This is a genomic window from Klebsiella sp. Lac1 (assembly GCF_009825425.1).
GTDB lineage: Bacteria > Pseudomonadota > Gammaproteobacteria > Enterobacterales > Enterobacteriaceae > Klebsiella > Klebsiella electrica.
The window spans coordinates 1,027,964-1,053,131 of record NZ_VJZJ01000001.1 but is presented as its reverse complement, the minus strand read 5'-3'; the positions used below and the strand labels follow the sequence as shown (position 1 = coordinate 1,053,131).

The 25,168-nt window shown below is 55.8% G+C and carries 21 protein-coding genes; 8 read left to right on the top strand and 13 right to left on the bottom strand.

What is annotated here, in order from left to right:
* Positions 1–22 precede the first annotated feature (22 nt).
* The gene (locus FNY10_RS04965) at positions 23–769 is read left to right on the top strand and encodes a molybdopterin-dependent oxidoreductase (protein WP_407081499.1); all 747 of its coding nucleotides are present in this window, start codon (positions 23–25) and stop codon (positions 767–769) included.
* Between the two features lie 49 nt (positions 770–818).
* A complete protein-coding gene (locus FNY10_RS04960) occupies positions 819–1,094 on the top strand; it encodes a pentapeptide MXKDX repeat protein (RefSeq protein ID WP_160703790.1) in 276 nt (91 codons plus the stop codon).
* Positions 1,095–1,198: 104 nt separating this feature from the next.
* Here the strand turns inward: FNY10_RS04960 and tkt are convergent, their stop codons facing one another.
* From tkt to pdxA, 7 genes are all read right to left on the bottom strand, one after another.
* Positions 1,199–3,202, bottom strand: coding sequence for a transketolase (gene tkt / locus FNY10_RS04955; RefSeq protein ID WP_141964908.1), 2,004 nt, complete (start codon positions 3,200–3,202; stop codon positions 1,199–1,201).
* Between the two features lie 18 nt (positions 3,203–3,220).
* Positions 3,221–4,171, bottom strand: a complete 951-nt coding sequence (tal, locus tag FNY10_RS04950; RefSeq protein ID WP_131049964.1) for a transaldolase — start codon at positions 4,169–4,171, stop codon at positions 3,221–3,223.
* A gap of 30 nt (positions 4,172–4,201) precedes the next feature.
* Positions 4,202–4,660, bottom strand: a complete 459-nt coding sequence (gene rpiB / locus FNY10_RS04945) for a ribose 5-phosphate isomerase B (RefSeq protein WP_004860583.1) — start codon at positions 4,658–4,660, stop codon at positions 4,202–4,204.
* A gap of 28 nt (positions 4,661–4,688) precedes the next feature.
* Positions 4,689–5,063 carry a PTS glucitol/sorbitol transporter subunit IIA gene (locus tag FNY10_RS04940; protein ID WP_032717213.1) on the bottom strand — a complete coding sequence of 125 codons (375 nt, stop codon included), beginning with the start codon at positions 5,061–5,063 and terminating at the stop codon, positions 4,689–4,691.
* Between the two features lies 1 nt (position 5,064).
* Positions 5,065–6,084, bottom strand: a complete 1,020-nt coding sequence (locus FNY10_RS04935) for a 2-keto-3-deoxygluconate permease (RefSeq protein ID WP_141964910.1) — start codon at positions 6,082–6,084, stop codon at positions 5,065–5,067.
* Between the two features lie 92 nt (positions 6,085–6,176).
* Positions 6,177–7,895, bottom strand: a complete 1,719-nt coding sequence (locus FNY10_RS04930; protein WP_141964911.1) for a four-carbon acid sugar kinase family protein — start codon at positions 7,893–7,895, stop codon at positions 6,177–6,179.
* Positions 7,896–7,931: 36 nt separating this feature from the next.
* On the bottom strand, positions 7,932–8,939 hold the full coding sequence (pdxA, locus tag FNY10_RS04925) for a 4-hydroxythreonine-4-phosphate dehydrogenase PdxA (RefSeq protein WP_004860567.1): 1,008 nt from the start codon (positions 8,937–8,939) through the stop codon (positions 7,932–7,934).
* Between the two features lie 245 nt (positions 8,940–9,184).
* Between pdxA and FNY10_RS04920 the strand changes: the two genes are divergently transcribed.
* A complete protein-coding gene (locus FNY10_RS04920; protein WP_160703794.1) occupies positions 9,185–9,979 on the top strand; it encodes a triose-phosphate isomerase in 795 nt (264 codons plus the stop codon).
* Between the two features lie 35 nt (positions 9,980–10,014).
* Complete coding sequence (locus FNY10_RS04915; RefSeq protein ID WP_004860563.1) at positions 10,015–10,977, top strand: sugar-binding transcriptional regulator; 963 nt, start codon at positions 10,015–10,017, stop codon at positions 10,975–10,977.
* 182 nt (positions 10,978–11,159) lie between these two features.
* Here the strand turns inward: FNY10_RS04915 and cobB are convergent, their stop codons facing one another.
* The 5 genes from cobB to lolC form a co-directional block, all read right to left on the bottom strand.
* Positions 11,160–11,984, bottom strand: coding sequence for a Sir2 family NAD+-dependent deacetylase (gene cobB, locus FNY10_RS04910; RefSeq protein ID WP_160703796.1), 825 nt, complete (start codon positions 11,982–11,984; stop codon positions 11,160–11,162).
* 14 nt (positions 11,985–11,998) lie between these two features.
* Positions 11,999–12,910 carry an N-acetylglucosamine kinase gene (nagK, locus tag FNY10_RS04905; protein ID WP_141964913.1) on the bottom strand — a complete coding sequence of 304 codons (912 nt, stop codon included), beginning with the start codon at positions 12,908–12,910 and terminating at the stop codon, positions 11,999–12,001.
* 154 nt (positions 12,911–13,064) lie between these two features.
* Positions 13,065–14,309, bottom strand: a complete 1,245-nt coding sequence (lolE, locus tag FNY10_RS04900; protein WP_100685106.1) for a lipoprotein-releasing ABC transporter permease subunit LolE — start codon at positions 14,307–14,309, stop codon at positions 13,065–13,067.
* Complete coding sequence (gene lolD, locus FNY10_RS04895) at positions 14,309–15,010, bottom strand: lipoprotein-releasing ABC transporter ATP-binding protein LolD (protein ID WP_100685107.1); 702 nt, start codon at positions 15,008–15,010, stop codon at positions 14,309–14,311. The genes lolE and lolD overlap by 1 nt, the downstream gene beginning before the upstream one ends.
* Positions 15,003–16,202: a lipoprotein-releasing ABC transporter permease subunit LolC gene (lolC, locus tag FNY10_RS04890; protein WP_131049969.1), complete on the bottom strand. Its 1,200-nt coding sequence runs from the start codon at positions 16,200–16,202 to the stop codon at positions 15,003–15,005. Before lolC ends, lolD begins: the two co-directional genes overlap by 8 nt.
* 566 nt (positions 16,203–16,768) lie before the next feature.
* Between lolC and mfd the strand changes: the two genes are divergently transcribed.
* Together mfd and ldtC are read left to right on the top strand one after the other, a co-directional pair.
* The gene (gene mfd / locus FNY10_RS04885; protein ID WP_141964914.1) at positions 16,769–20,215 is read left to right on the top strand and encodes a transcription-repair coupling factor; all 3,447 of its coding nucleotides are present in this window, start codon (positions 16,769–16,771) and stop codon (positions 20,213–20,215) included.
* Positions 20,216–20,383: 168 nt separating this feature from the next.
* The gene (gene ldtC, locus FNY10_RS04880) at positions 20,384–21,346 is read left to right on the top strand and encodes a L,D-transpeptidase LdtC (protein ID WP_160703798.1); all 963 of its coding nucleotides are present in this window, start codon (positions 20,384–20,386) and stop codon (positions 21,344–21,346) included.
* A gap of 212 nt (positions 21,347–21,558) precedes the next feature.
* Here the strand turns inward: ldtC and bhsA are convergent, their stop codons facing one another.
* Positions 21,559–21,816 carry a multiple stress resistance protein BhsA gene (bhsA, locus tag FNY10_RS04875; RefSeq protein WP_100685110.1) on the bottom strand — a complete coding sequence of 86 codons (258 nt, stop codon included), beginning with the start codon at positions 21,814–21,816 and terminating at the stop codon, positions 21,559–21,561.
* Between the two features lie 248 nt (positions 21,817–22,064).
* Between bhsA and FNY10_RS04870 the strand changes: the two genes are divergently transcribed.
* Together FNY10_RS04870 and FNY10_RS04865 are read left to right on the top strand one after the other, a co-directional pair.
* A complete protein-coding gene (locus tag FNY10_RS04870) occupies positions 22,065–22,700 on the top strand; it encodes a TetR/AcrR family transcriptional regulator (protein WP_100685111.1) in 636 nt (211 codons plus the stop codon).
* A 244-nt stretch (positions 22,701–22,944) separates the two neighbouring features.
* Positions 22,945–25,131: a TonB-dependent siderophore receptor gene (locus FNY10_RS04865; protein ID WP_160703800.1), complete on the top strand. Its 2,187-nt coding sequence runs from the start codon at positions 22,945–22,947 to the stop codon at positions 25,129–25,131.
* Positions 25,132–25,168 lie beyond the last annotated feature (37 nt).

Genomic DNA, 25,168 nt, shown 5'->3' with positions numbered 1-25,168 from the left:
ACTCTCCGCAGCCGACAAGACAATCGTCGTTCAGGAGGCGAGCCGGGAAATTAACAAGCAGCTCTCATCGGAAGGCCGCCGCCGCTTTATCAGGCAGGGATTAACCTTTGGCGGCCTGATGCTGTTAACCGGTTGCGATATCAGCAATAACAGCGAGGTCGAAAAAACCTTAAGCCAGCTCTCCCGATTTAACGATCGTATTCAACACTGGTTATTCAATCCTGATAACCTTGCGCCGGTTTATCCCGAAAATAGGATCGCTCGCCCTTTCCCGTTTAATGCATTTTATAGCGAGGATCAGGCGCCTACGATCGATGCCAGCGATTATCGCCTTGAAATTACGGGATTAGTAACGGACAAACGCCCCTGGACACTGGCCGAACTCCATACAATGGCGCAGGTCAGCCAGGTCACACGGCATATTTGCGTGGAAGGATGGAGCGCCATTGGTAAATGGGGCGGGGTTCCTTTTGCCCTCTTCCTCAAAAGGATCGGTGCCGATCTGCGCGCCAGCTACGTCAGTTTTCGCTGTGCTGATAATTATTATACCAGTATCGACATGGCCACTGCGCTCCATCCCCAGACGATTATTGCATTAACCTACGATGGCCAGCTATTGCCGCGTAAATATGGTTTTCCGATGAAGTTAAGAATTCCAACCAAGCTCGGCTATAAAAACCCGAAACATATTATGGCGATTGAAGTGACCAATCGTTACCCCGGCGGCTACTGGGAAGACCAGGGTTATAACTGGTTCGCGGGTAGTTAATTTATAGCCGTCATCATCCATTATTTATACAACATGAAGGAATTACCAAATGAAAAAAATGAATACCTTACTGATGTGCTCTGCTTTATTTTTCGGTATATCCAGCGTCTACGCTGCCGATAATATGGCGAAAAATAACATGGCCAAAGATAATATGGGTAAGATGTCTTACAACTGCACGAAAGATAGCATGAAAAAAGAGTGTATGTCGAAAGATGGGATGTCGAAGGATAGCATGGGCAAGGACGCCATGAGCAAAGACGGTATGGCCAAAGATCCAATGTCGAAAGACAAAATGGGCAAAGACGCGATGGGTAAACAATAACCGCGCCGCCCGGCGACGAGGTCAAAGGGGGTGCCTGCCGGTTGGTCAGGTAACCCCCTTTTCATTTCATGGAGCCAAAGCCCGCGCGTTCTGCGACGCTATGACTACAGCAGCGCTTTCGCTTTAGCGACCACGTTGTCAACGGTGAAGCCGAACTCTTCGAACAGCAGCTCTGCCGGCGCAGACTCACCGAAGGTGGTCATGCCAACGATAGCGCCGTTCAGGCCGACGTATTTGAACCAGTAGTCAGCAATTCCGGCTTCGATGGCCACGCGAGCAGAGACCGCTTTCGGCAGTACGGATTCACGGTACGCCGCATCCTGCTTGTCGAACGCGTCGGTAGACGGCATGGAGACCACGCGCGCCTTCACCCCTTCGGCAGTCAGTTTGTCCCACGCGGCAACCGCCAGCTCCACTTCAGAGCCGGTGGCAATGAAGATCAGCTCCGGCTGACCGGCGCACTCTTTCAGCACGTAGCCACCGCGAGCGATGTCTTTCAACTGCTGTTCGCTACGATCCTGCTGCGCCAGGTTCTGACGAGAGAGAATCAGCGCGGTCGGGCCGTCGTGACGCTCAACGCCATATTTCCACGCCACCGCCGATTCCACCTGGTCACACGGACGCCATGTGGACATGTTCGGAGTCACGCGCAGGGAAGCCACCTGCTCTACCGGCTGGTGAGTCGGGCCATCTTCGCCCAGGCCGATGGAGTCGTGGGTGTAGACCATCACCTGACGCTGTTTCATCAGCGCCGCCATACGCACCGCGTTACGGGCATATTCCACGAACATCAGGAAGGTGGAGGTGTACGGCAGGAAACCACCGTGCAGAGAGATCCCGTTGGCGATCGCGGTCATGCCGAATTCACGCACGCCGTAATGGATATAGTTACCGGCGGTGTCTTCGTTAATCGCTTTCGAACCAGACCAGAGAGTCAGGTTGGACGGTGCCAGGTCAGCGGAACCGCCGAGGAATTCCGGCAGCAGCGGACCAAACGCTTCAATCGCATTCTGCGACGCTTTACGGCTGGCGATTTTCGCCGGGTTAGCCTGCAGCTTAGCGATAAATTCACTGGCTTTGGCGTCGAAGTCAGCCGGCATTTCGCCCTTCATACGACGGGTGAATTCAGCCGCTTCCTGCGGGAAGGCTTTGGCGTAGGCCGCGAATTTTTCGTTCCAGGCAGACTCTTTCGCCTGACCGGCTTCTTTGGCATCCCACTGCGCATAGATGTCAGACGGGATGTCGAAGGCCGGATGTTTCCAGCCCAGCGCTTCGCGGGTCAGCGCGATTTCTGCATCACCCAGCGGGGCGCCGTGAGAGTCGTGAGTACCGGCTTTGTTCGGCGAACCGAAACCGATGATGGTTTTGCACATCAGCAGGGACGGTTTGTCGGTAACCGCACGCGCTTCTTCTACCGCGCGTTTGATGGCGTCAGCGTCGTGACCGTCAACGCCGCGCACCACGTGCCAGCCGTAGGCTTCGAAACGCTTCGCGGTGTCATCGGTGAACCAGCCTTCTACATGACCGTCGATGGAGATCCCGTTATCATCATAGAACGCCACCAGTTTACCCAGTTTCAGGGTACCGGCCAGGGAGCAGACCTCGTGAGAGATCCCTTCCATCATGCAGCCGTCGCCCATAAAGGCGTAGGTGAAGTGGTCGACGATATCGTGGCCCGGACGGTTGAACTGCGCAGCCAGCGTTTTTTCCGCGATAGCCATGCCCACGGCGTTAGCAATCCCCTGGCCCAACGGGCCGGTGGTGGTTTCAACGCCAGCGGTGTAGCCCACTTCCGGGTGGCCCGGCGTCTTAGAGTGCAGCTGACGGAAGTTTTTCAGCTCTTCGATCGGCAGATCATAACCGGTGAGGTGCAGCAGGCTGTAAATCAGCATGGAGCCGTGGCCGTTGGACAGCACAAAGCGGTCGCGGTCGGCCCAGGCCGGGTTGTTCGGGTTATGTCGCAGGAAGTCCCGCCACAGGACCTCCGCAATGTCAGCCATCCCCATCGGGGCACCGGGGTGGCCGGATTTGGCTTTCTGTACCGCATCCATGCTCAGCGCACGCAGCGCGTTGGCGCACAGACGGCGGGGGGTTTTCGTGGTGTTCATGAGCTTCTTTCCCTGCCCTTACAGCATCTGCTGAATCTGGTTTTCCAGTTTGACCTGATCGACGGCGAACAGCCGGATACCTTCCGCCAGTTTTTCCACCGCCATCGGATCCTGATGATGCTGCCAGAGGAACGCCGCCTGCGTCATCGGGCTGGGGCGAGTTTCCGTGACGCAGCCTGGCGCCAGCTGGCGACTCAGCGTCCCTGCACTGGCGGCCAGCTCATCGAGCAGCGCCGGGGAGATGGTCAGACGGTCACAGCCCGCCAGCGCCTGGATCTGCTCAATGCGGCGGAAGCTAGCCCCCATCACCACGGTGTCGTAGCCGTGAGATTTGTAGTACTGATAAATCTGGCGCACGGAAACCACGCCCGGATCGCTGTCGACCTGATACTCAGCCTGCGGCTGGTTTTTCTGATACCAGTCATAAATACGCCCGACGAACGGCGAGATTAAAAAGACGCCCGCTTCGGCGCAGGCCCGCGCCTGTGCGAAGGAGAACAGCAGGGTCAGATTACAGTTGATGCCGCTCTGCTCCAGCTCCTCTGCGGCGCGAATGCCCTCCCAGGTGGCGGCGAGTTTGATGAGGATGCGCTCCGGCCCAATGCCGTTCTTTGCATACATCTGGATAAGCTTGCGCGCTTTCGACACGCACATCCCGCGATCCCAGGCAAAACGGGCATCGACTTCGGTAGAAATACGCCCCGGCACGTGACGTAGCACCTCAGTGCCGATATCCACCGCGACCTGATCACTGGCGTTAATCAGCTGGGTTTCTGCGCTGCCGCCCTGCTGACGCGCCTTGCCGATTGCGTCGGCAATCAACGCCTGATATTGCGGGAGCTGCGCGGCCTTCAGCACCAGCGAAGGGTTGGTGGTGGCATCCTGCGGGGCAAACTTTTTAATCGATTCGATATCACCGGTATCGGCCACCACGGTGGTATATTTTTTCAGCTCGTCTAACTGGCTCATAGTCTGTTCCTTATATTACGACTGCGGATATTAATCTCTGGCGTGCTGGTGTTCGTAATAGTCGATACGCTCCACTTTTGACGCGGAGCCGCCGCCTTCATATTCGGATTCAAGCCAGGCCTGAATAATTTTTTTGCCCAGCTCCGGGCCAATCACGCGCGCGCCAAGGGTAATAATCTGCGCGTTATTACTTTTGCGCGCCCGCTCGGCGGAGAAAGTATCGTGGCATTGGGCGGCACGTACTCCCGGTACTTTATTCGCCACAATGCTCATCCCAATACCGGTGCCGCAAATCAGGATGCCGCGATCGTGCTCGCCCTGCTTTATCGACATCGCCACCGCATGAGCAACATCCGGATAGACCGTACTGCCCTGGCGTTTATCGCTGCTGTAATCCGCGACCTTCATCCCGAGCCCATTCAGATAAGCGACGATAGCGTCGCGGAAAGCATAGGCGGCATCATCCGCACCAATAGCGATTGTTTTCATGATAATTTCCTTAATTTAGCTCCAGGTCTTAATTTAGATCCTGATAGAAAGATATTCGGTCACCACGCTGGATATCATGTGGTGATTGACCACACAGATGTACCATCCCCGGTAATTCAGCCGTTGCAGCACCATCAAAATTTAAAGTGATATGGCCAAGCTGTTTTAAATTTGCCGTTGCAACACTACCTACCGCCGTCACCCGATAAATAGCCTGATTTATTTTCATTATCTGCCCGGGTGATAATTCAGCCGTTAGCTCACTGCCCCGGTGTACCGCGCAATACATCGCAATATCGTCAGGAACGGGCTCAGAGAATAAGATTAGCTTCTGTTCCTGCAGATAGTTTTCAACATACTCCCCGACAGCCGTGATAAGTAATGAATACAACGGCACAGTCATATTATTTGTTTCCTTTTGCGGCATGAGAAGATAATGCCACCTTCTCTTCACTGCTCTTTTCTTTCACCGGTTCAACCGCCGGCGCGCGCTTTTTCAGACGTTTATCAAACCAGGCCACCAGTACCGGCGCGGTAATCATCGTGATGATGCTCGCCGTCGCCAGCTGTGCGGTGGCGGCATCAACGTACATCGCCAGCGAGGGGTCGGCTTGAGCGACCATTGCTGGCGTCAGCGCCGAGCTGGCTGCCGTCGTACCCAGCGCGGCTCCCAGCGCGGTTTTCTTCTTCAGGAACAGGTTGTAGATAAAATAGAACACAATGCCGGTTACCGCAGAGATAATGCCGAGCAGGATCCCCGACAGACCGGCGGTAAATACCGTGTTGATACTGGAATTGGCGCCGATAGCAAACGACATAATAATAATGATTAGCGGCTGAGCGGCGGCGCACAGCTGTTTAAAACGCTTATCAAGGTTGCCCCACAGCATCCCAATCAGCAGCGGGATCAGCATCGACAGCAGCGCGGCGAAAGGAATATTGGCCAGGCCGCTGACCCCCAGCACCATCATAGTAACAAACGGGCCGTCCTTGACGCAGAAGACGGAGATCGCCCCGGCGTCGCTGGCATCGCCGTAGTTGCTGCACAGCGCGATATACAGCGAGCTGTTGGAGCTGGTTAAACAGGCAATCAGCGCCAGCGTGGAAATCCCGAGGAAACCGTTAGGGCCGAACAGCGCCCCCGCAGCCCACACTGCCAGCGCGCCGGCGAGACATTTAAGGAATAGCAGTACCGCACCTTTATAAAGCGGCAGCCCGGCCTGACGGATATTAATCGAGGTGCCGCAAATGAGTAGGAAAATCCCCATCATCGCGCTGGAACCGACTTTGAATAATGCGGTTGTCGGGCCGCCGATGCCCAGCACTTCGGGGGCCAGGGTATTAATAAAAATCGCCGCAAGCAGTGGGATAATAATTAAACCGCCTGGCACCTTGTTCATCTTTTCAAGTATATTTATGTTCATAGGGTAACTCATAAATTATGATTTGACAGAGATAACGACGCAATACTACCCAGACGACCATTACGCCGATTTTTATTTATATGAATTATTAATTATTGCTGCGCTTCTTTATAAATTCTTTCGACAATGGTGCTAATAATATCCTCCGGCCCGGTTAAACCGCCTTTGCCAATGCAAATCAGGCCGGCATAATCGCCGCCGATAATACGCACCATATCGGTTTGCGGTATCACATAGTCAATCATTTCAATTCCCGTGGCGCCGAGTTCTTTAAGAACATTCACCATCGTGTCGCCACCGGTCATATACAGACCTTTAATTTCTCCCGACGCGCAGCTAAGCACTTCACGGACAATATTCCCCAATCCCTGGTTAATATTTTTCGCAGCCTGACCGTGCGCCAGACCAAAGCGCTGTTCTTCTTCCTGTAGATCCAGCAGTCGTCCGGTTAACGCTGATTCAAAAACGAATATGGCGTTCTGCTGCGCCGGTACGCACTGCCGGGCATGCTGTACCACGCGATTAACTTCGATTTCAGCGGCGTTTTTCCTGTCGACCAACAGTTCGGCGTCAACGGGGATGTGGCAAACCCTTTCATCATTGGCGATCAGATGCTGGAGCTGCTTTTTCGTCACCGGCGTTGCGCTACCGGCAACCACAAGAATCGATCCGCGCTGGCTTTCCGCTGCCGTCGTCGCTGATACGCTACTTCGCGTCTCCCGCATCAGGCCACGACGCACCGCCAGTCGTTCGGTAAAGGGGCCCGGGTCGACCGCCAGTACGTTCCAGTTCAGCGCAACCACCGCCCCGGCAATCGCATCGACATCTTCCACGGTAATGGCATCGACCACAATCACCCGCATGCCGCGCTGCTGCTGTTCCTGGAGATCCTCCTGCAACTGCCCCTCGCCTTTCATCACCGAGGCCAGCGCGATATGTCCAACCTGATGATGAGTCTGCGCCGCCAGCAGCCCCGGCACCCAGGACTCGGTAACCGGAGTGCGTACATCGCGTGCCACATCTGTGCGTGAAAGCGCGACGGAGTCAATCACCGAGTAGCCGCCAACCAGAATACGCCGCGACTGCGGCATAGCCGGCACCACAACGGCAACCGTTTCCAGCGGCAGTTGCTCCAGCATGGCGTCGATTTCAAAACCTATGCCGCCGCGCAGGGTGGTATCGATACGCTTGGTAAAGTAGTGCGCGCCGCGGGTCTGCAGCTGTTTCACCGCGGCGCTGACCTGCTGCTGGGCTTCCGCTTTCGGCAGAGGACGGCTGTCGCTGCTGACCACCATCGCCGGATACTCCACCTCATTGCGAGCGAAGGATTCGGTATCGAAGAACGCGGCGGTTTTTAAACCGCTGCGCGCCAGTAATACCCCAACGGTGGTCGCACCGGTCAGATCGTCGGCGACGATCCCCAGCTTACCGCCTTCCCCTTGCGGCCAGACCATTTCGATGCAGGCCGGCGTCACGCCGGAAACATAGATGCCTTCATGAATAAACTCCGCCAGCGGACCGCTTTTACCGGTTGGATGCAGGTTGATAGTCGGAATACCCCGTTTCGGATAGAGCCCACAGCGCAACGTACCGCCGCAATCAATAACCATCAAACCAATTTCGTCTTCCGGTGGCTCGCCGTTCTTAAAGACGTCAACGGAAGGCCAGCCGGTCAGCTCACTCAGTCGTTCAACAACCGGGGGAACCAATCCCCCGGTGATATAAGCAATCTTTTTGCTCTGATGGATATCAATCGTCAGCGGCCCACCCCAGCCTTTACTGCCTTTGCTAATCAACAGATGCTTTTCCATCTCTTTGTCCTCATTGATTCGCATTAACACCCGCGATTATTGATGTTTCATTTTCCAGTAACGCGCCGCGACCAGCGTCGATTCCAGCATGCTGACGGTTCCTGCTTTGCCAGTACCGGCAATATCGAAAGCGGTCCCGTGGTCAACGGAGCTGCGCATAAACGGCAGGCCGAAGGTGATAGTAATGGAGCGTTCAAAGTCGAGGGTTTTGCAGGCGATATGCCCCTGGTCGTGGTACAGGGAAAGGATCGCGTCATAACGTCCCTGCTTGCCAAGATGGAATACCGAATCCGCCGGAACCGGGCCAATCGCATTGATTCCCATCTCCTGCGCCGCCTTCACCGCCGGAATCAGGTTGTCCGCTTCCTCGTGACCAAACAGGCCGTTATCAGAAGCGTGCGGGTTAAGCGCCGCAACCGCGATACGCGGATTGGCAATTTTGAGGGCGGTGAACTCATGGTGAATTTGCTGTACGCAGGCCAGCACGCGTTCTTTGTTGGCATAATCACACGCCGCTTTCAACGCCATATGGCGACTGACGAAAAACACCCGCAATTTTTGAACATGAAACATCGTCAGGCCATAATCTGACTGCGTTTCAACCTGATAGATCTCGGTATGACCCGGTAATTTACAGCCTGCCAGCTTAATCGCTTCTTTATGAATCGGCGCCGTCGAGACCACATCAATCAGGCCTGCTTTACCTAATTCGATGGATTTCATCACATAATCTAGCGACATTTTTCCCGCCAACTGCTGCACTTTTCCCCATTCAATGCTGTCGCAATCGTAATCGCCGGTTTCCATCACATCGATGGTTCCCCAGCGATACAGCGCTTCCTCCGGGTGTGTGATTTTGTTCAACGCAAAATCACATCCCATGATCTTCATCGCCCGGGCGACAATGGGGATCGATCCAATCAGAAAAGGTTGGCACTCGTCATACACGCTTTTATCCATCATGGTGGCAACGGTGATCTCCGGGCCGATCCCAGCAGGATCGCCGATAGTGATTGCGACAACAGGTTTTTTTTCTTGTGACATCGTGGGCCTCTCGTAGTTGAACGTCATTTTGTTCATATGTTCACCTTCTAATCATATGAGCAAAACATTACCTGAGGATTAAGAAGATATTGGTGATCTTTGTCACATAAAAAAATCAACCGAATTATTTAATAAAAAAATGTGATCTAACATATGTTCACACAGTGATAAAAAGTTCAATCTTTCACAGCGGTGAATAAACCATGTTCACAACGCATTGATTTACTTACGATGGAGAACGAAAGATGAAGACAATTTGGTTAGGCACCAGTTGGAAGATGAACAAGCCGCTTTCCGAAGCGATGCAATGGTGCGAGATTTTGGCGCAGCGTCTGGGGCAGGTTGTTCATCCGGATATTCAGCCTTTTGTCATCCCTCCTTTTACGGCCATTCATCCGGTCAGCCGCTATTTGCAGGAGCGACATATTCGCTGTCTGACCGGCGCGCAAAATATGCATGAAGCCGACAGCGGTCCATGGACAGGTGAAATATCCGCAGACATGCTGCTGGAAGCGGGGGCGACGCTTGTTGAGCTCGGTCATTCCGAACGACGCGGTGCCTTCAACGAAACCGACGCCGCCATTAACAGAAAGGTCCATAGCGCGTTGCGTCATGGCTTGCGTCCGCTGATATGTATTGGCGACAGCGCCGAAGAGAAAAGCTGGCAGGTCTCGCGCGAAACGGTCGTCCGTCAGATGAAAATCGCCCTTCATGGCTTAAGCCGGCAGCAGGTTGTAGACACGCTTGTTGCCTATGAACCAATCTGGGCGATTGGCGAACAGGGTACGCCGGCCCGTCCGGAGCAAGTAGGAGAGATCCATCGGGCGCTACGCCAGGGGCTATGTGAACTTTTTGGTCAGGAAACCGGGTTGCAAATCCCCCTGCTCTACGGCGGCAGCGTTAACAAGCAAAATGCGGTGGAATTACTGCAACAACAGGATGTCGACGGTCTCTTCATTGGCCGGGCGGCCTGGGACGCCACTGGCTATTGTGAAATCGTTCAACGCGTTACACAGGAATTTATTCTTAAGTCGCAGTAATATTAGGCGGACATCAGAGATGGAAACACCAAACGATGACTGAACAAGACCCAGATTATGCACTGCTGACCGAAATTGCCGTGGCCTATTATGACCAGGAACAAACTCAGGAAGAGATTGCCCAGCGATTCGGCATTTCACGGATTAAAGTCGGTCGGCTGCTGAAAAAAGCCCGACAGGAAGGGATTGTGGAGATCAGCGTGAAATATCACCCGGTCTTTAGCTCGCAGATAGAGCAGCAGTTTATTTCCCATTTCGGCATCAAACGCGCCTTAATCGCCCTGGACCACCATGATGAAGACGAACAGCGTCAGCAGGTGGCGGCGTTGGTCAGTAACTACCTTGCCGGCATCTTAAAGAATGATATGACGGTGACCGTCGGACAAGGGCGCAATGTGGCTGCCGTCGCCAACCACGTTGGGATCTTCCCGGAGCGGCACTGCCGTTTTATCTGTGGAATCGGCGGAACCAAACGCGACAACCAGCTCATAGATGCCGATCACATCAGCCGTAACCTGGCACGTAAGTTTAACGGCTTCAGTGAAACGCTCTACGCTCCTGCATATGTTGAAACTCCGGAGTTGCGAGCGGCATTTATGCAAAACCGCCTCATCAAAGCGACCCTTGAGCAGGCCAGCAAAGCTGACGTTGCGATAATTGGTCTCGGCGATATGAATGAGAACAGCTTTATGGTTCAGCTCGGCTGGTTTTCCCCCAAAGAGATTGCGACAGCCCGGCAGGATCAGGGAGTGGTGGGAGATATCGCCGGATACAGTTTTTTCAATATCCAGGGGAAACCGGTCGATACCGTTATGAACGATCGGGTTATCGGCCTGAGTCTTGAACAACTGCGGTCCATCCCCTGCGTCATTGCCATCGCCTCGGAAAGTACCAAAGCAACGGCGATACTCGGCGCCCTGCGCACTGGCGTCATCGATGTCCTCGCCACCAGCGCGTCCAACGCCCGCGCGGTCATCAATATGCACAAAGCGTTATAAAACGTGGCGCGTGGCGCGGCCTGCATAACCGGGGAGCGCTGGCCGTTGCTCCGGTTTGCCGCCTGCTCTGCTGTCATACCCGGCGGGAACGATCGGGCCGATATGAAACAGGCCGTCTATGAAAAACATAGAGCGGCCTGGTGTCTTTCGCGCCCGGCAATCAACGCCATCGCACGACGGAATCAGAGATCTTTCAACAGCCGGTCGACGAACGCCGGTACAACCTCGCTCGCCAGACCGTAGTGTTTTTCGGCAAACTCACTGCCGACCTGGCTGGGTTCCAGATTGAGTTCCACGGTATGCGCCCCCTGCAGACGGGCTTCGTGCACGAAGCCTGCCGCCGGATAAACGTGCCCGGAAGTGCCAATGGCGATAAAGATATCGGCATCGGCCAGCGCGCTGTAAATATCATCCATCCCCAGCGGCATCTCGCCAAACCAGACCACATGCGGGCGCAGCGGCGCCGGGAACTGGCAGCAGTGGCACTTATCTTCCGTCGTGACGTCTCCAGTCCACTCCAGCACCTGACCGCTCCACGAACAGCGCACCTTCAACAGTTCGCCGTGCATATGAATCACCCGGCGGTTTCCCGCGCGTTCGTGCAGGTTATCAATGTTCTGAGTGACCAGCACAAAGCGGTCGCCCAGCTCCGCTTCCAGTCGCGCCAGTGCCTGATGCGCCGCATTCGGCACTATCTCCGGGCTTTGCAGTTGCCGACGGCGGGCGTTATAAAACGCCTGTACCAGCGCCGGATCGCGGGCGAAGCCTTCCGGCGTCGCCACATCTTCCACCCGGTGCTCTTCCCACAAACCATCGGCAGCGCGAAACGTTTTAATCCCGGACTCCGCCGAAATACCCGCGCCGGTCAGCACCACGACTTTGGGCTTAGCTATTGTTTCCACAGCCGACTTATCCTCTTTAAAAAAAATCCGCTGGCGCAGGCGTTCACGCAAGCGACGTTTATTGCGTCGAAAACGGCTCAATCGGTGTAAGCGGCGCGACAACATAGCTCCCCCTGTGGTTAATGAGTCAAATGAAGGAAGGCCGCACCGCGCATACCTCCGGCATCGCCATGGCGCGCGCGTTCGATACGCGGCACCCGGGCAACGGGAAGTAAATGTCGCGGCAGGCGCTGCGCCAGCCCTTCGCTTATGGCAGTAAAGTTAGACAATCCTCCGCCAAGCACCAGCAGATCCGGATCAACAATAGTCAGAATATTACCCAGACAGACCGCCAGCAGGTCAAGATAGCGTTCGACGTGCTCGCGCGCCCGCGCATCGCCTTGCTGCCACAGCGTCACGATGTCGGGTGCGGTTATGGCGTGTTGATAATAATGTTCATAGAGCCAGGCAAAACCGCGGCCGGAGAGATAGTTTTCAATGCAGCCCAACTGGCCGCAGCCGCAGCGGGTGAGCGGGAAGTCACGCCCCACCACCGCCAGCGCATCCACCGGCAGCCGGATATGGCCAAATTCACCGGTAATATAGCTATGTCCGGTAATCGATTTGCCGTTGAGGACCAGGCCACCGCCGACGCCGGTACCGAGAATCAGCCCCATGACCAGCGGATATTGCGTAAACTCATCGTCCCAGGCTTCAGAGAGCGCAAAACAGTTGGCATCGTTATCCAGACGAACTTCACGCCCGAGCCGGGCGCTCAGATCGCTGCGCAGCGGCTGACCGCTGGCCGCGGGAACGTTGGCGGCATACAGCGTGCCGTCTGCGGTTTCCGGCATCCCCGGAATCCCGATCCCGACACTCCCCTGACAGTCAAAGCGGCTGTCGGCTTCATCTACCAGCGCCTCAACCGCCTGCAAAAAGTCGGCATAACTCGCCTTCGGCGTGGCAACGCGTTTTTCCCACTGCAATCGCCGCGTTTTATCAAACACGCCCAGCGCTATCTTGCTACCGCCAATGTCAAATCCGTAGTACATAGCCATTCCTCTTTACTGACCGCAAAGGTCAGGACGACGTAAAGAGTGGATTACCGGGGACCTTGTCGGCCCGCGTAGCGAGCGCCGCCGGGCGCAAGGTCGGGTGGCGGCTTCGCCTTATCCGACCAGAGTGTATACCCCGCAATCCACTGAATTACTGGCCACTCAGCACCCTCGCCGGGTCAATGCGGCTGGCGCGGCGGGCGGGATACCAGCTGGCCAGCAAACTCAGCAACAGTGCCGTCGCCAGCACATAAATAACATCCAGCCAGTGCAGTTCAGACGGCAGGAAGTCAATAAAATAGATGTCGCCGGACAAGAATTTATGCCCGATCAGGTATTCGAGGCCGTTAATAATGGACGTCAGATTCAGCGCGCAAACGACGCCGATCGCTACGCCAATCAGGCTCCCGACCGAACCGGCAAGCAAACCATACCAGACAAAAATGGCGCGGATCAGGCCATCTTTCGCCCCGAGCGTGCGCAGTACCGCAATATCGCTGCTTTTATCTTTCACCGCCATCACCAGGGTGGAAACGATGTTAAAGCAGGCTACGCCTATCACCAGCACCATCGCGAGGTACATAATGGCGCGGATCATCTGGATATCGCGATACATATAACCGTAAGTCCCGATCCAGCTCTTGATGTAAACGTAGCTGTTCGTCACTTCGCCGGCATCGCGCACCAGCGTATTGGCGTGGAAGACATCGGTGACTTTAATCGCAATCCCGGTCACGCTGCCAGCCATATCCAGATACTGTTGGGCATCGTCCATCGGGATCATGGCAAAACTGTGATCGAGCTGGCCGCTGAGCTGCAAAATCCCGGTCACATGCAGCCTGACGCGTTTCGGCTGCAGGAGCTGATGTTCGGCGTCAGAGTTGGGGATCATGATGGAAACCCAGTCGCCCTGCTTCACGTGCAGTGCATCCGCCACCCCTTTACCGAGAATAACCTGCTGTTCGCCAGCTTTAAAATTAGCCCACGCGTTATTCTGGACAAACTGAGGCAGCGAACTCAGGCGGCTCTCCTGCTGCGGATCGACCCCTTTTACCTGAATGGCGCGCATGTTGCTGCCACTCTCCACCAGCCCGGTAAAGTTAATGTAGGGCGCCGCGGCAACGATACCTTTGACCTTTTCCACCTTCGCCAGCGCATCGCTCCAGTTGGTCCACGGCTGCTTCACCGGCTCGATTTCGCCATGTGGAACCACCGCCAGAATGCGGTTGTTCAGCTCACGTTCAAAGCCGTTCATCGCGCTGAGGCCGACGATTAAGACCGCCACCCCGAGCGCAATCCCGATCGTCGAAATCACCGAAATCAGCGACACCATGCCGCCGCGCCGCCGCCCGCGGCTAAAACGCAGGGCAATCAATAACGATAACGGAGAAGTCATTACCTGGCCCCCATCAGGGTCAGTTTCGCGTCCAGATGACCATCACGCATTTCCAGCTGGCGGCCCATCCGTTTGGCCAGTTGCAGGTCGTGGGTCACCACCAGAAACGCGGTGCGCTGGGCAACATTCAGTTCCCCCAGCAGCTGAAAAATGCTGTCGGCATTGCGGGCATCGAGGTTACCGGTCGGTTCATCCGCCAGCACCAGACGTGGCTTGTTAACCAGCGCGCGGGCAATCGCCACCCGCTGGCGTTCACCGCCGGAAAGCTCTGACGGGCGGTGGTTACTACGGTGCTCCAGCCCCACGGCATGCAGCATTGCCTTAGCCTGACGTTCAATATCCGCGGCTTTCTGTTTGCCAATCAGCAGCGGCATTGCCACGTTTTCGAGGGCGGTGAAATCCGGCAACAGGTGGTGGAACTGGTAGATAAAGCCGAGTTCACGGTTACGCAGGTCGGCGCGTGCGGCGGCAGAGAGCCGGTTCATCGACTGTCCGGAGAAAATCACATCGCCGGAGGTCGGCGTATCCAGCCCGCCGAGCAGATGGAGCAGTGTACTTTTCCCGGAACCCGAGGTACCGACAATCGCCATCATCTCCCCTTCCTCAATACTGAAGCTGACATTGTGCAACACATCGGTTTGCACACTGCCTTCCTGATAGCGTTTGCACAGATTGTCGCATTGCAGCAGGATCTTATTCATAACGTAAAGCCTCAGCGGGTTGAGTGGCGGCAGCGCGCCAGGAAGGATACAACGTCGATAACAGTGCCAGCACCATGGCCACCAGGACGATAATCGTCACCTGTAACGGCTCGATTGCGACCGGCAGCGCCGCGCCGTCAAGGAATGCGCCGATAATCGGCATTAAATTGTTCAACTGGCTGGCGAGCAGCACGCCAAGCGCGGCGCCAAGCAGCGCACCGACGATCCCGGCGCTGGCCCCCTGGACCATAAAGACCAGCATAATCTGTCGCGGGGTCAGCCCCAGGGTTTGCAAAATCGCCACTTCGCCCTGTTTTTCCATGACCATCATCCCCAGCGAAGTAATAATATTAAACGCCGCGACGGCCACGATCAGGCTCAGCAGCAGGCCCATCATATTTTTTTCCATGCGCACGGCCTGGAACAGCTCGCCTTTGCGCTCGCGCCAGTCCTGCCACTTCGTCCCCTGCGGCAGCGCCTGTTGACTGAGGGTATCCACCTGTAAAGGATGACTCAGCCACAGACGCCAGCCGGTGATGTTACCCAGCGGATAGCGCATCAGGCGCGAGGCATCGTCGATATTGGTCAACATCTGATAGCCGTCCACTTCACTGTTGGCGGCAAAGGTGCCGATAACGTTAAACAGTCGTTGGCTCGGCACCCGCCCCATAGGCGTGAACTGACTGGCTGAGGGCACCATGACGCGAATCTGATCGCCGCGGTTAACCCCTAGCTGACTGGCCAGCTGTTCGCCAAGAATGACGTTATATTTCCCGGCCTGAAGATCGCTTTGCTTCACGTTGACAAGATACGGCGTGAGCGGATCGTTTTGCGTCGGGTCGATACCCAGCATCACGCCAACCGCGACGCTGCGGGCGCTTTGCAGCACCACATCGCCGGTAGTTAATGGCGCAATGCGCGTGACGCCCTGTAATTTGATGGCGCTTTCCGGCAGCTGCTGAGGGTTCACCGAGCCCTGCTGCGCGCTAATTATGGCCTGTGGCATCAGCCCCAGGATGTTGTTCTGCAGCTCTCGCTCGAAGCCGTTCATGACCGAAAGCACGGTCACCAGCGCCATCACGCCAAGCGTAATGCCGATGGTGGATAGCCAGGAGACGAAACGACCGAAGCGGTCGGCTGCGCGCCCGCGCATGTAGCGAAGGCCGATAAAAAGTGCGGCAGGTTGGTACATGTAATCCATCTGGTTGCTGATAGCCGATGCACGAGTATATATGGCATAGCACAACGCGTAAATCACTGAAACGGTAAGTTTTTGTCGCGCAATAAGAAAAAAATAAAGATAAATCAAATGGATATTTGATTAGTCAGCGCTTATCTATCAGAATCTTTCACCGTAGCGGGCCCGCATGTCGTCAATCAGGTTGGCGAATACGGGTCAATCGCGGATAATCATCAACATTGAATATGCGCGGTTTGCCCTTATATAGCCGTCATACCGCACGCTGCATGTGCATTGACGACGCTGGTTTACCGGAATCGCTTACCTGCATAAGCTCATCGGGAAGCAATCGGAAAATTTGAGAGATGTCCTGCTCTCTCGCCTGAGGCAGCGTCGACTGTTCAGGTTCGCTCCTGACGAATTTGTCGCTCACTTGCTGCGTAACCTGGCCTGTGGCCTTGCCCCTTCGGGGTCAGTGCAAGCGCGGTTCAACAACGCCTGAGGTGTTTTTGAGCCGCAACTCGAAATATTTAGGGTACACATATAGAGCGAATCAAGAAGGGATCCTGATAACAGCTATGCCTCAACAATACCGATACACACTGCCGGTCAAGCCCGGCGAACAGCGGCATCTCGGTGAATTAACCGGCGCGGCTTGTGCCACGTTGGTTGCGGAAATGGCCGAGCGCCACGGCGGGCCGGTCATACTCGTCGCCCCCGATATGCAAAATGCCCTGCGTCTGAATGATGAAGTTCGCCAGTTTACCGACAGCATGGTGACAGGACTGGCTGACTGGGAAACGCTACCTTACGATAGCTTCTCGCCGCATCAGGACATTATCTCTTCCCGTCTCGCCACGCTTTATCAATTACCCACCATGCAGCGCGGCGTGCTGATCGTGCCGGTCAGCACGTTAATGCAGCGCGTCTGTCCGCATAATTTCCTCCACGGACACGCGCTGGTGATGAAAAAAGGCCAGCGTCTGTCGCGCGACGGCCTGCGCACTCAGTTAGATAGCGCCGGCTATCGCCATGTGGATCAGGTAATGGAGCACGGGGAGTATGCTACCCGCGGCGCCCTGCTTGACCTGTTCCCGATGGGGAGCGAGCAACCCTATCGCCTCGACTTCTTCGATGATGAAATCGACAGCCTGCGCCTGTTCGACGTCGACAGCCAGCGTACGCTGGAAGAGGTGGCCGCCATTAATCTACTGCCCGCTCATGAGTTCCCGACCGATCAGGCGGCGATTGAGCTGTTCCGTAGCCAGTGGCGCGATCGCTTTGAAGTCAAACGCGACGCCGAACATATCTATCAGCAGGTCAGCAAAGGGACATTACCGACCGGCATCGAATACTGGCAGCCGCTGTTTTTCAATGAGCCTCTGCCGCCGCTGTTCAGCTACTTCCCGGCGAACGCCCTGATCGTCAATACCGGCGATCTGGAAGCCAGCGCCGGGCGTTTTCAAAACGAAACCCGCGCCCGCTTCGAAAGCCGCGGCGTCGACCCGATGCGTCCCCTGCTGCCGCCGGAACAGCTCTGGCTGCGGAGCGACGAACTGTTCAGCGAGCTGAAAAAATGGCCGCGTATCCAGTTAAAAACGGAGCGTCTGGCCGATAAAGCCGCCAATACTAACCTCGGCTATCAGAAGCTGCCGGACCTCTCTGTTCAGGCGCAAAACAAAGCGCCGCTGGATAATCTGCGCCGCTTCCTCGAAGCCTTTAGCGGCCCGGTGATTTTCTCAGTGGAGAGCGAAGGTCGTCGCGAAGCGCTGGGCGAAGTGCTGGCGCGGATCAAAATCGCGCCGAAACATATTCTGCGGCTGGAAGAGGCCACCGGCAGCGGCCGCTATTTAATGATAGGCGCCGCCGAACACGGGTTTATCGATAGCCCGCGGAATCTGGCGCTGATTTGCGAAAGCGACCTGTTGGGCGAGCGCGTGGCGCGTCGTCGCCAGGATTCGCGACGCACCATTAACCCCGATACCTTAATCCGCAACCTGGCGGAACTGCATATCGGCCAGCCGGTGGTACATCTGGAGCATGGCGTTGGCCGTTATGCCGGCATGACCACGCTGGAGGCAGGCGGCATCAAAGGGGAATACCTGATGCTGACCTACGCCAATGACGCCAGACTGTATGTGCCGGTGTCATCATTGCACCTGATCAGCCGCTACGCCGGCGGGGCAGAAGAGAGCGCACCGCTGCATAAACTCGGTGGCGATGCCTGGGCGCGCGCGCGGCAGAAAGCGGCGGAAAAAGTGCGCGATGTGGCGGCGGAACTGCTCGATATTTACGCCCAGCGCGCGGCGAAAGCGGGCTTCGCCTTTAAGTACGACCGCGAGCAGTATCAGCTGTTCTGCGATGGTTTCCCGTTTGAAACCACCCCGGATCAGGCGCAGGCGATTAACGCCGTTCTCAGCGACATGTGTCAACCGCTGGCTATGGACCGCCTGGTCTGTGGCGACGTCGGCTTCGGTAAAACTGAAGTGGCGATGCGAGCCGCCTTCCTGGCGGTGGAGAACCACAAGCAGGTCGCGGTGCTGGTGCCGACCACTCTGCTCGCGCAGCAGCACTTCGATAACTTCTGCGACCGCTTCGCCAACTGGCCGGTGCGCATTGAAATGCTGTCGCGCTTTCGCAGCGCGAAAGAGCAGGCGCAGATTCTTGAACAGGCTGCCGAAGGTAAAATCGATATTCTTATCGGCACGCACAAGCTGCTGCAAAGCGAAGTTAAGCTGCGCGACCTTGGGCTGCTGATCGTCGATGAAGAGCACCGCTTCGGGGTTCGCCACAAAGAGCGAATCAAAGCGATGCGTGCCGATGTCGATATTCTGACGCTGACCGCCACACCGATTCCGCGAACGCTGAACATGGCCATGAGCGGTATGCGGGATCTGTCCATTATTGCCACGCCGCCCGCCCGCCGTCTGGCGGTGAAAACCTTCGTCCGGGAATATGACTCGCTGGTGGTTCGCGAGGCGATTCTGCGTGAAGTGCTGCGCGGCGGCCAGGTCTACTACCTCTATAACGACGTGGAGAATATCCAGAAAGCGGCGGATCGGCTCGCGGAGCTGGTGCCGGAGGCGCGAATCGCCATCGGTCACGGGCAGATGCGCGAGCGCGAGCTGGAACGGGTGATGAATGATTTCCACCACCAGCGTTTTAACGTGCTGGTCTGCACCACTATTATTGAGACCGGGATCGATATCCCGACCGCCAATACCATTATCATCGAACGCGCGGACCATTTCGGCCTGGCTCAATTGCACCAGCTGCGCGGACGCGTCGGCCGTTCGCATCATCAGGCCTATGCCTGGCTGCTGACGCCGCACCCGAAAGCGATGACCAGCGATGCGCAAAAGCGTCTGGAAGCCATCGCCTCGCTGGAGGATCTCGGCGCCGGTTTCGCGCTGGCCACGCACGACCTGGAGATCCGCGGCGCTGGCGAGCTGCTGGGCGAAGATCAGAGCGGGCAGATGACCACCATCGGTTTTTCGCTGTATATGGAGCTTCTGGAGAACGCTGTCGATGCGCTGAAAGCCGGACGTGAGCCTTCACTTGAGGATCTGACCAGCCAGCAGACTGAGGTTGAACTGCGGATGCCTTCACTGTTGCCGGACGACTTTATTCCTGATGTGAATACCCGACTCTCGTTCTACAAGCGGGTTGCCAGCGCCAGGAATGAGCACAGTCTGGAAGAGATTAAAGTCGAACTGATCGACCGCTTCGGCACGCTACCGGATGCGGCGAGAAACCTGCTGGATATCGCCCGTCTGCGTCAACAGGCGCAGAAGCTGGGGATCCGTAAGCTGGAGAGCAATGACAAAGGCGGCGTGATTGAGTTCAATGAAAAGAACAACGTCAACCCGGTGTGGCTGATTGGCCTGCTGCAAAAACAGCCTCAGCACTTCCGCCTGGATGGCCCGACGCGGCTGAAGTTCATGCAGGAACTTGGCGAACGTAAAACGCGTATGGAGTGGGTTCGCCAGTTTATGCGGCAGTTAGAAGAGAACGCGACCGCATAATCGCAGCGCGGAGGCGGCGCCCGTCGCCGTCTTCGCGCCTGTTTTCTTCCCTCGCAGTGACACCCGGTAAACTTTACAAATGTTTTGCAATTCACCTGGGTTTCCCCACAGACAACCGCGTGATAATTCCCGTCCGTTTCCTCATAAAAAAATAACCATTTATTTATTATGACTACTTTTATATCGCGTTTCTCTCTGTGGCTGGCCTTGGCGGCCGTAGCGGCCGTACTGACCCTCCCCGCCCGCGCCAATACCTGGCCGTTGCCGCCTTCCGGCAGCCGCCTCGTCGGGCAAAATCAGTTTCACGTCGTCCAGAATAACGGCGGTTCTCTGGAGGCTATCGCCAAAAAATACAACGTCGGCTTTCTGGCATTGCTTCAGGCAAATCCCGGCGTCGATCCTTACGTTCCGCGTGCCGGCAGCGTACTGACCATTCCGCTCCAGACGCTGCTGCCGGAAGCGCCGCGCGAAGGGCTGGTGATTAACCTCGCCGAGCTTCGCCTCTACTATTACCCGCCGGGGAAAAATGAGGTCACCGTCTACCCTATCGGTATCGGTCAGTTGGGAGGCGATACCCTTACCCCGACGATGGTCACCACCGTCTCCGACAAGCGCGCCAATCCAACCTGGACGCCGACGGCCAATATTCGCGCGCGGTATAAAGCGATGGGAATAGAGCTGCCGGGCGTGGTACCTGCCGGGCCGGATAACCCGATGGGCCATCATGCTATCCGCCTTGCGGCCTACGGCGGCGTCTATCTGCTGCATGGCACGAATGCCGATTTTGGCATCGGCATGCGCGTGAGCTCCGGCTGTATCCGCCTGCGCGATGATGACATCAAAACCCTGTATAACCTCGTTACCCCAGGGACAAAAGTCAATATCATCAACACGCCAGTTAAAGTCTCCGTGGAGCCTGACGGCAGGCGTCTGGCGGAAATCCATCAGCCGCTGTCCAAACACTTAGATGACGATCCGCAGACGCTACCGATCGTCCTGAATGGTGAAATGACAGCATTTAAGCAGGCCGCGCAGACCGACCAGACGGTGATGGAGCGCGCGATGACGCTGCGTTCAGGTATGCCGGTTGACGTGACCCGCCACCACACCGCTGGCGAACAGTCATTGTAAGTGCTTAATGACAGAGATAAAAAAACCGCTGAAGGCGGTTTTTTTATGAGGTAAAAGCAGGGTAAAACGCCAGGACGACGCTTCGCGGTTTCATAAAGGGGTGAAAACCGCGAAACGTAAGTGGCATAACGGAGAACAACTTACTGCTCGCGGCCTGATAAAGGGGTCAGGGGCCGCGTTTTGTCAGTGGCATGACAGGGGTAAAACGAAACTTATTTGTAGATAACCGCAGTGCCGTGCAGGGTGTTTGGACCCGTTACTGAGGTGATGCGGAAAGAAGTCGCGCCCATTTCCTGCGCTTTCTGCGCCAGCTGGTCTTCCAGCGAACCCAGGTTGGTCCCGGCGGAGGCTGAAACGGTACCGATTTTGTGTTGGCCAGCAGGTGTGGATTGCACTTCAACAGCCGCGAAGCTGGCGAAAGAAAGAGAACTCAGTACGGCGGCAAGCGTCAGCGTTTTGATGTTTTTCATGATTATTATACCTATGCAGATGTTTTTTAGTCGGGTCGCAATAATTAACTTAACGATCGATAGGTAAATAATAATGTGACCTGAATCACACGTCAATTTATTTTTATAACGATCGTTCATTTATTTATAAACGACTTAAAATTCATACATATATGAATTATTTATTTTTGTGGGTTCAGTGCTGGAACGTTGTAACATTTATTTTTATAATGCCCGCTTCAACAAACCAACATAGGTACAGCGGCATCATGACAACTGACGTTCAAAGTTGCACAAAAAAAAGCCGTGGCCGACCCAAAGTGTTCGACAAGGAAGCGGCGCTGGATAAGGCTATGGCACTGTTCTGGCAGCACGGCTACGAGGCAACTTCTCTTGCCGATCTGGTGGAGGCGACCGGGGCAAAAGCACCGACGCTGTACGCCGAGTTCGTCAACAAGGAAGGGTTATTTCGCGCGGTGCTGGATCGCTATATTTCACGTTTTGCCGCCAGACACGAAGCGCTGTTGTTTGCCGAAGAAAAAACAGTCGATCAGGCGCTGCGGGACTATTTCACCGCCATCGCCACCTGTTTTACCAGCAAAGACACGCCGGCAGGCTGCTTTATGATCAATACTTCCGCGGCGCTGGCGGCATCATCTACTGCGATCGCCAATACCATTAAGTCGCGGCACGCGATGCAGGAACAAACGCTGACGCAGTTCCTCCAGCAGCGGCAGCTGCGCGGCGAGCTGCCGGAAAATGGCGATGTGCGACAGCTGGCGCAGTTCTTAAACTGCGTATTGCAAGGGATGTCTATCAGCGCGCGCGAAGGGGCTGATTTCACCAGGCTGATGCAAATCGCCGATACCACCCTGCGGCTGTGGCCGCAAATCCTCCAGCACTAATCTGCGTTCCCCCGGTGACGTTCGCCACCGGGTTTTCACCCCCCGCTCTGATTTATCCCCTGTTTTATTAATGTTTTCACATCGTTACGCGCCATTTTTGTTGTAAATGATATTGATAACAATAATCACTACGTGCAAAATCCGCTCTTAAGTTTTTCTGCTTATTTCCATCTGTAACAATCGATGCGCCCGCATCGAAAACTAAAAACAACATGAATCCAGTTAACTCATAAAAGGAATGCGTATGAACAAGCGTCTCTGGGTGCTGAACCCACTGCTGCTGGCCACCGCCCTGCCCGCTTTTGCCGCGCAGGCGGATGAAGAAAACATTATCGTCAGTGCCAACCGGACTCACCGCACCGTCGCCGAAATGGCCCAAACGACCTGGGTTATCGAAGGCCAGGAGATAGAACAGCAGGTGCAGGGCGGAAAAGAGTTCAAAGACGTTCTGGCCCAGTTGATTCCCGGCATTGATGTCAGCAGCCAGGGACGAACCAACTACGGAATGAACATGCGTGGGCGGGCCATCGTGGTGTTGATCGACGGCGTACGCCTCAACTCCTCCCGTACCGACAGTCGTCAGCTCGACGCTATCGACCCGTTCAACATTGAGCATATTGAAGTCATCTCCGGCGCGACCTCGCTGTACGGCGGTGGCAGTACCGGCGGCCTGATCAATATTGTGACTAAAAAAGGGCAGCAGGAACGGCAGGTCGATCTGGAAGTGGGCGGTAAAAGCGGATTTGCCAACAGCAACGATCGCGATGAACGCGTAGCGGCGGCGGTCAGCGGCGGCACAGACCATGCATCCGGGCGGTTATCGGTGGCATATCAGCGTTTTGGCGGCTGGTACGATGGCAACAACGATGCGCTGATCCTTGATAATACCCAGACCGGCCTGCAGCACTCGGATCGCCTGGACGTGATGGGGACAGGCACCATCAACATTGACGATAACCGTCAACTGCAGCTGGTGACGCAGTATTATAAAAGCCAGGGCGATGATTACGGCCTGTATCTCGGCAAGAACATGTCAGCCGTCACCGGTGAGGGCAAAGCCTATACCACCGACGGACTCAATTCCGACCGCCTTCCTGGTACCGAAAGGCATCTGATTAGCCTGCAATACTCCGATGCCGACTTCTATGGCCAGAACCTGGTCAGCCAGATCTATTATCGCGACGAGTCGCTGACCTTTTATCCCTTCCCGGCCCTCAGCAAAGGCAAGGTCAGCAGTTTCTCCTCGTCAAAGCAGGATACCGATCAGTACGGCGCGAAAATTACCCTCAACAGCCAACCGCTTGACGGCTGGGATCTGACCTGGGGACTGGATGCCGATCACGAGACCTTCAACGCTAATCAGATGTTCTTCGATCTGCCGCGTTCGATGGCGTCAGGCGGGCTGCACAACGAGGCTATCTACACGACGGGACGCTACCCGGGCTACAGCATCACTAACCTGGCGCCGTTCCTGCAAAGCAGCTATGACCTGAATGACATTTTCACCCTGAGCGGCGGCGTGCGCTATCAGTGGACGGAAAACCAGGTTGATGATTTTGTCGGCTACGCTCAGCAGCAGGATGTCGCCAGCGGCAAAGTGAAATCGGCCGATGCCATCCCGGGTGGTAAAACGGATTATGATAACTTCCTGTTTAACGCCGGCATTGTCGCCCACCTCACCAACCGTCAGCAGACCTGGTTTAACTTCTCACAGGGCGTTGAGCTGCCGGACCCGGGTAAATACTATGGTATCGGCAAATACGGCGCGGCGGTCAACGGCAACTATCCCCTGCTGTCGAGCGTCAACGTCGGTGATTCGCCGCTGCAGGGGATCAAAGTCAACTCCTACGAACTGGGCTGGCGTTACACCGGTGATAACCTGCGCACCCAGCTGGCGGCATACTACTCCACCTCGGACAAAACCATTGTCGTTAACCGCAGCGATATGACTATCGACGTACAATCCGACAAGCGGCGTATTTACGGTGTGGAAGGGGCCGTCGATTACTTCTTCCCGGATAGCGACTGGAGCACCGGTGCGAACTTCAACGTGCTGAAATCTCAGGTGAAGAGTGCCGGTAGCTGGCAGAAATGGGATGTGACTCTCGCTTCGCCATCAAAAGCCACCGCCTGGGTCGGCTGGGCGCCGGATCCGTGGTCGCTGCGCGTGCAAACCCAGCAGGTGTTCGACCTGAGCGATGCCAGCGGTAAAAAACTCGACGGCTATAATACCGTAGACTTTATCGGCAGCTATGCGCTCCCGGTAGGTAAACTAACCTTCAGCATCGAAAACCTGCTGAACGAAGACTATGTCACCATCTGGGGACAGCGCGCCCCGCTGCTGTATAGCCCGACCTACGGTAGCAGTTCACTGTATCAATACAAAGGTCGTGGCCGTACCTTTGGCCTGAACTACGCCGTCAGTTTCTGATAAAAAAGCCCCTCAGCCTGAGCGCAGGAGGGGCAAA

Coding starts and splice junctions, on each gene's coding strand:
- FNY10_RS04960 (WP_160703790.1), top strand. CDS start 819: ATGAAAAAAATGAATACCTTACTGATGTGCTCTGCTTTATTTTTCGGT.
- tkt (WP_141964908.1), bottom strand. CDS start 3,202: ATGAACACCACGAAAACCCCCCGCCGTCTGTGCGCCAACGCGCTGCGT.
- tal (WP_131049964.1), bottom strand. CDS start 4,171: ATGAGCCAGTTAGACGAGCTGAAAAAATATACCACCGTGGTGGCCGAT.
- rpiB (WP_004860583.1), bottom strand. CDS start 4,660: ATGAAAACAATCGCTATTGGTGCGGATGATGCCGCCTATGCTTTCCGC.
- FNY10_RS04940 (WP_032717213.1), bottom strand. CDS start 5,063: ATGACTGTGCCGTTGTATTCATTACTTATCACGGCTGTCGGGGAGTAT.
- FNY10_RS04935 (WP_141964910.1), bottom strand. CDS start 6,084: ATGAACATAAATATACTTGAAAAGATGAACAAGGTGCCAGGCGGTTTA.
- FNY10_RS04930 (WP_141964911.1), bottom strand. CDS start 7,895: ATGGAAAAGCATCTGTTGATTAGCAAAGGCAGTAAAGGCTGGGGTGGG.
- pdxA (WP_004860567.1), bottom strand. CDS start 8,939: ATGTCACAAGAAAAAAAACCTGTTGTCGCAATCACTATCGGCGATCCT.
- FNY10_RS04920 (WP_160703794.1), top strand. CDS start 9,185: ATGAAGACAATTTGGTTAGGCACCAGTTGGAAGATGAACAAGCCGCTT.
- FNY10_RS04915 (WP_004860563.1), top strand. CDS start 10,015: ATGACTGAACAAGACCCAGATTATGCACTGCTGACCGAAATTGCCGTG.
- cobB (WP_160703796.1), bottom strand. CDS start 11,984: ATGTTGTCGCGCCGCTTACACCGATTGAGCCGTTTTCGACGCAATAAA.
- nagK (WP_141964913.1), bottom strand. CDS start 12,910: ATGTACTACGGATTTGACATTGGCGGTAGCAAGATAGCGCTGGGCGTG.
- lolE (WP_100685106.1), bottom strand. CDS start 14,309: ATGACTTCTCCGTTATCGTTATTGATTGCCCTGCGTTTTAGCCGCGGG.
- lolD (WP_100685107.1), bottom strand. CDS start 15,010: ATGAATAAGATCCTGCTGCAATGCGACAATCTGTGCAAACGCTATCAG.
- lolC (WP_131049969.1), bottom strand. CDS start 16,202: ATGTACCAACCTGCCGCACTTTTTATCGGCCTTCGCTACATGCGCGGG.
- mfd (WP_141964914.1), top strand. CDS start 16,769: ATGCCTCAACAATACCGATACACACTGCCGGTCAAGCCCGGCGAACAG.
- ldtC (WP_160703798.1), top strand. CDS start 20,384: ATGACTACTTTTATATCGCGTTTCTCTCTGTGGCTGGCCTTGGCGGCC.
- bhsA (WP_100685110.1), bottom strand. CDS start 21,816: ATGAAAAACATCAAAACGCTGACGCTTGCCGCCGTACTGAGTTCTCTT.
- FNY10_RS04870 (WP_100685111.1), top strand. CDS start 22,065: ATGACAACTGACGTTCAAAGTTGCACAAAAAAAAGCCGTGGCCGACCC.
- FNY10_RS04865 (WP_160703800.1), top strand. CDS start 22,945: ATGAACAAGCGTCTCTGGGTGCTGAACCCACTGCTGCTGGCCACCGCC.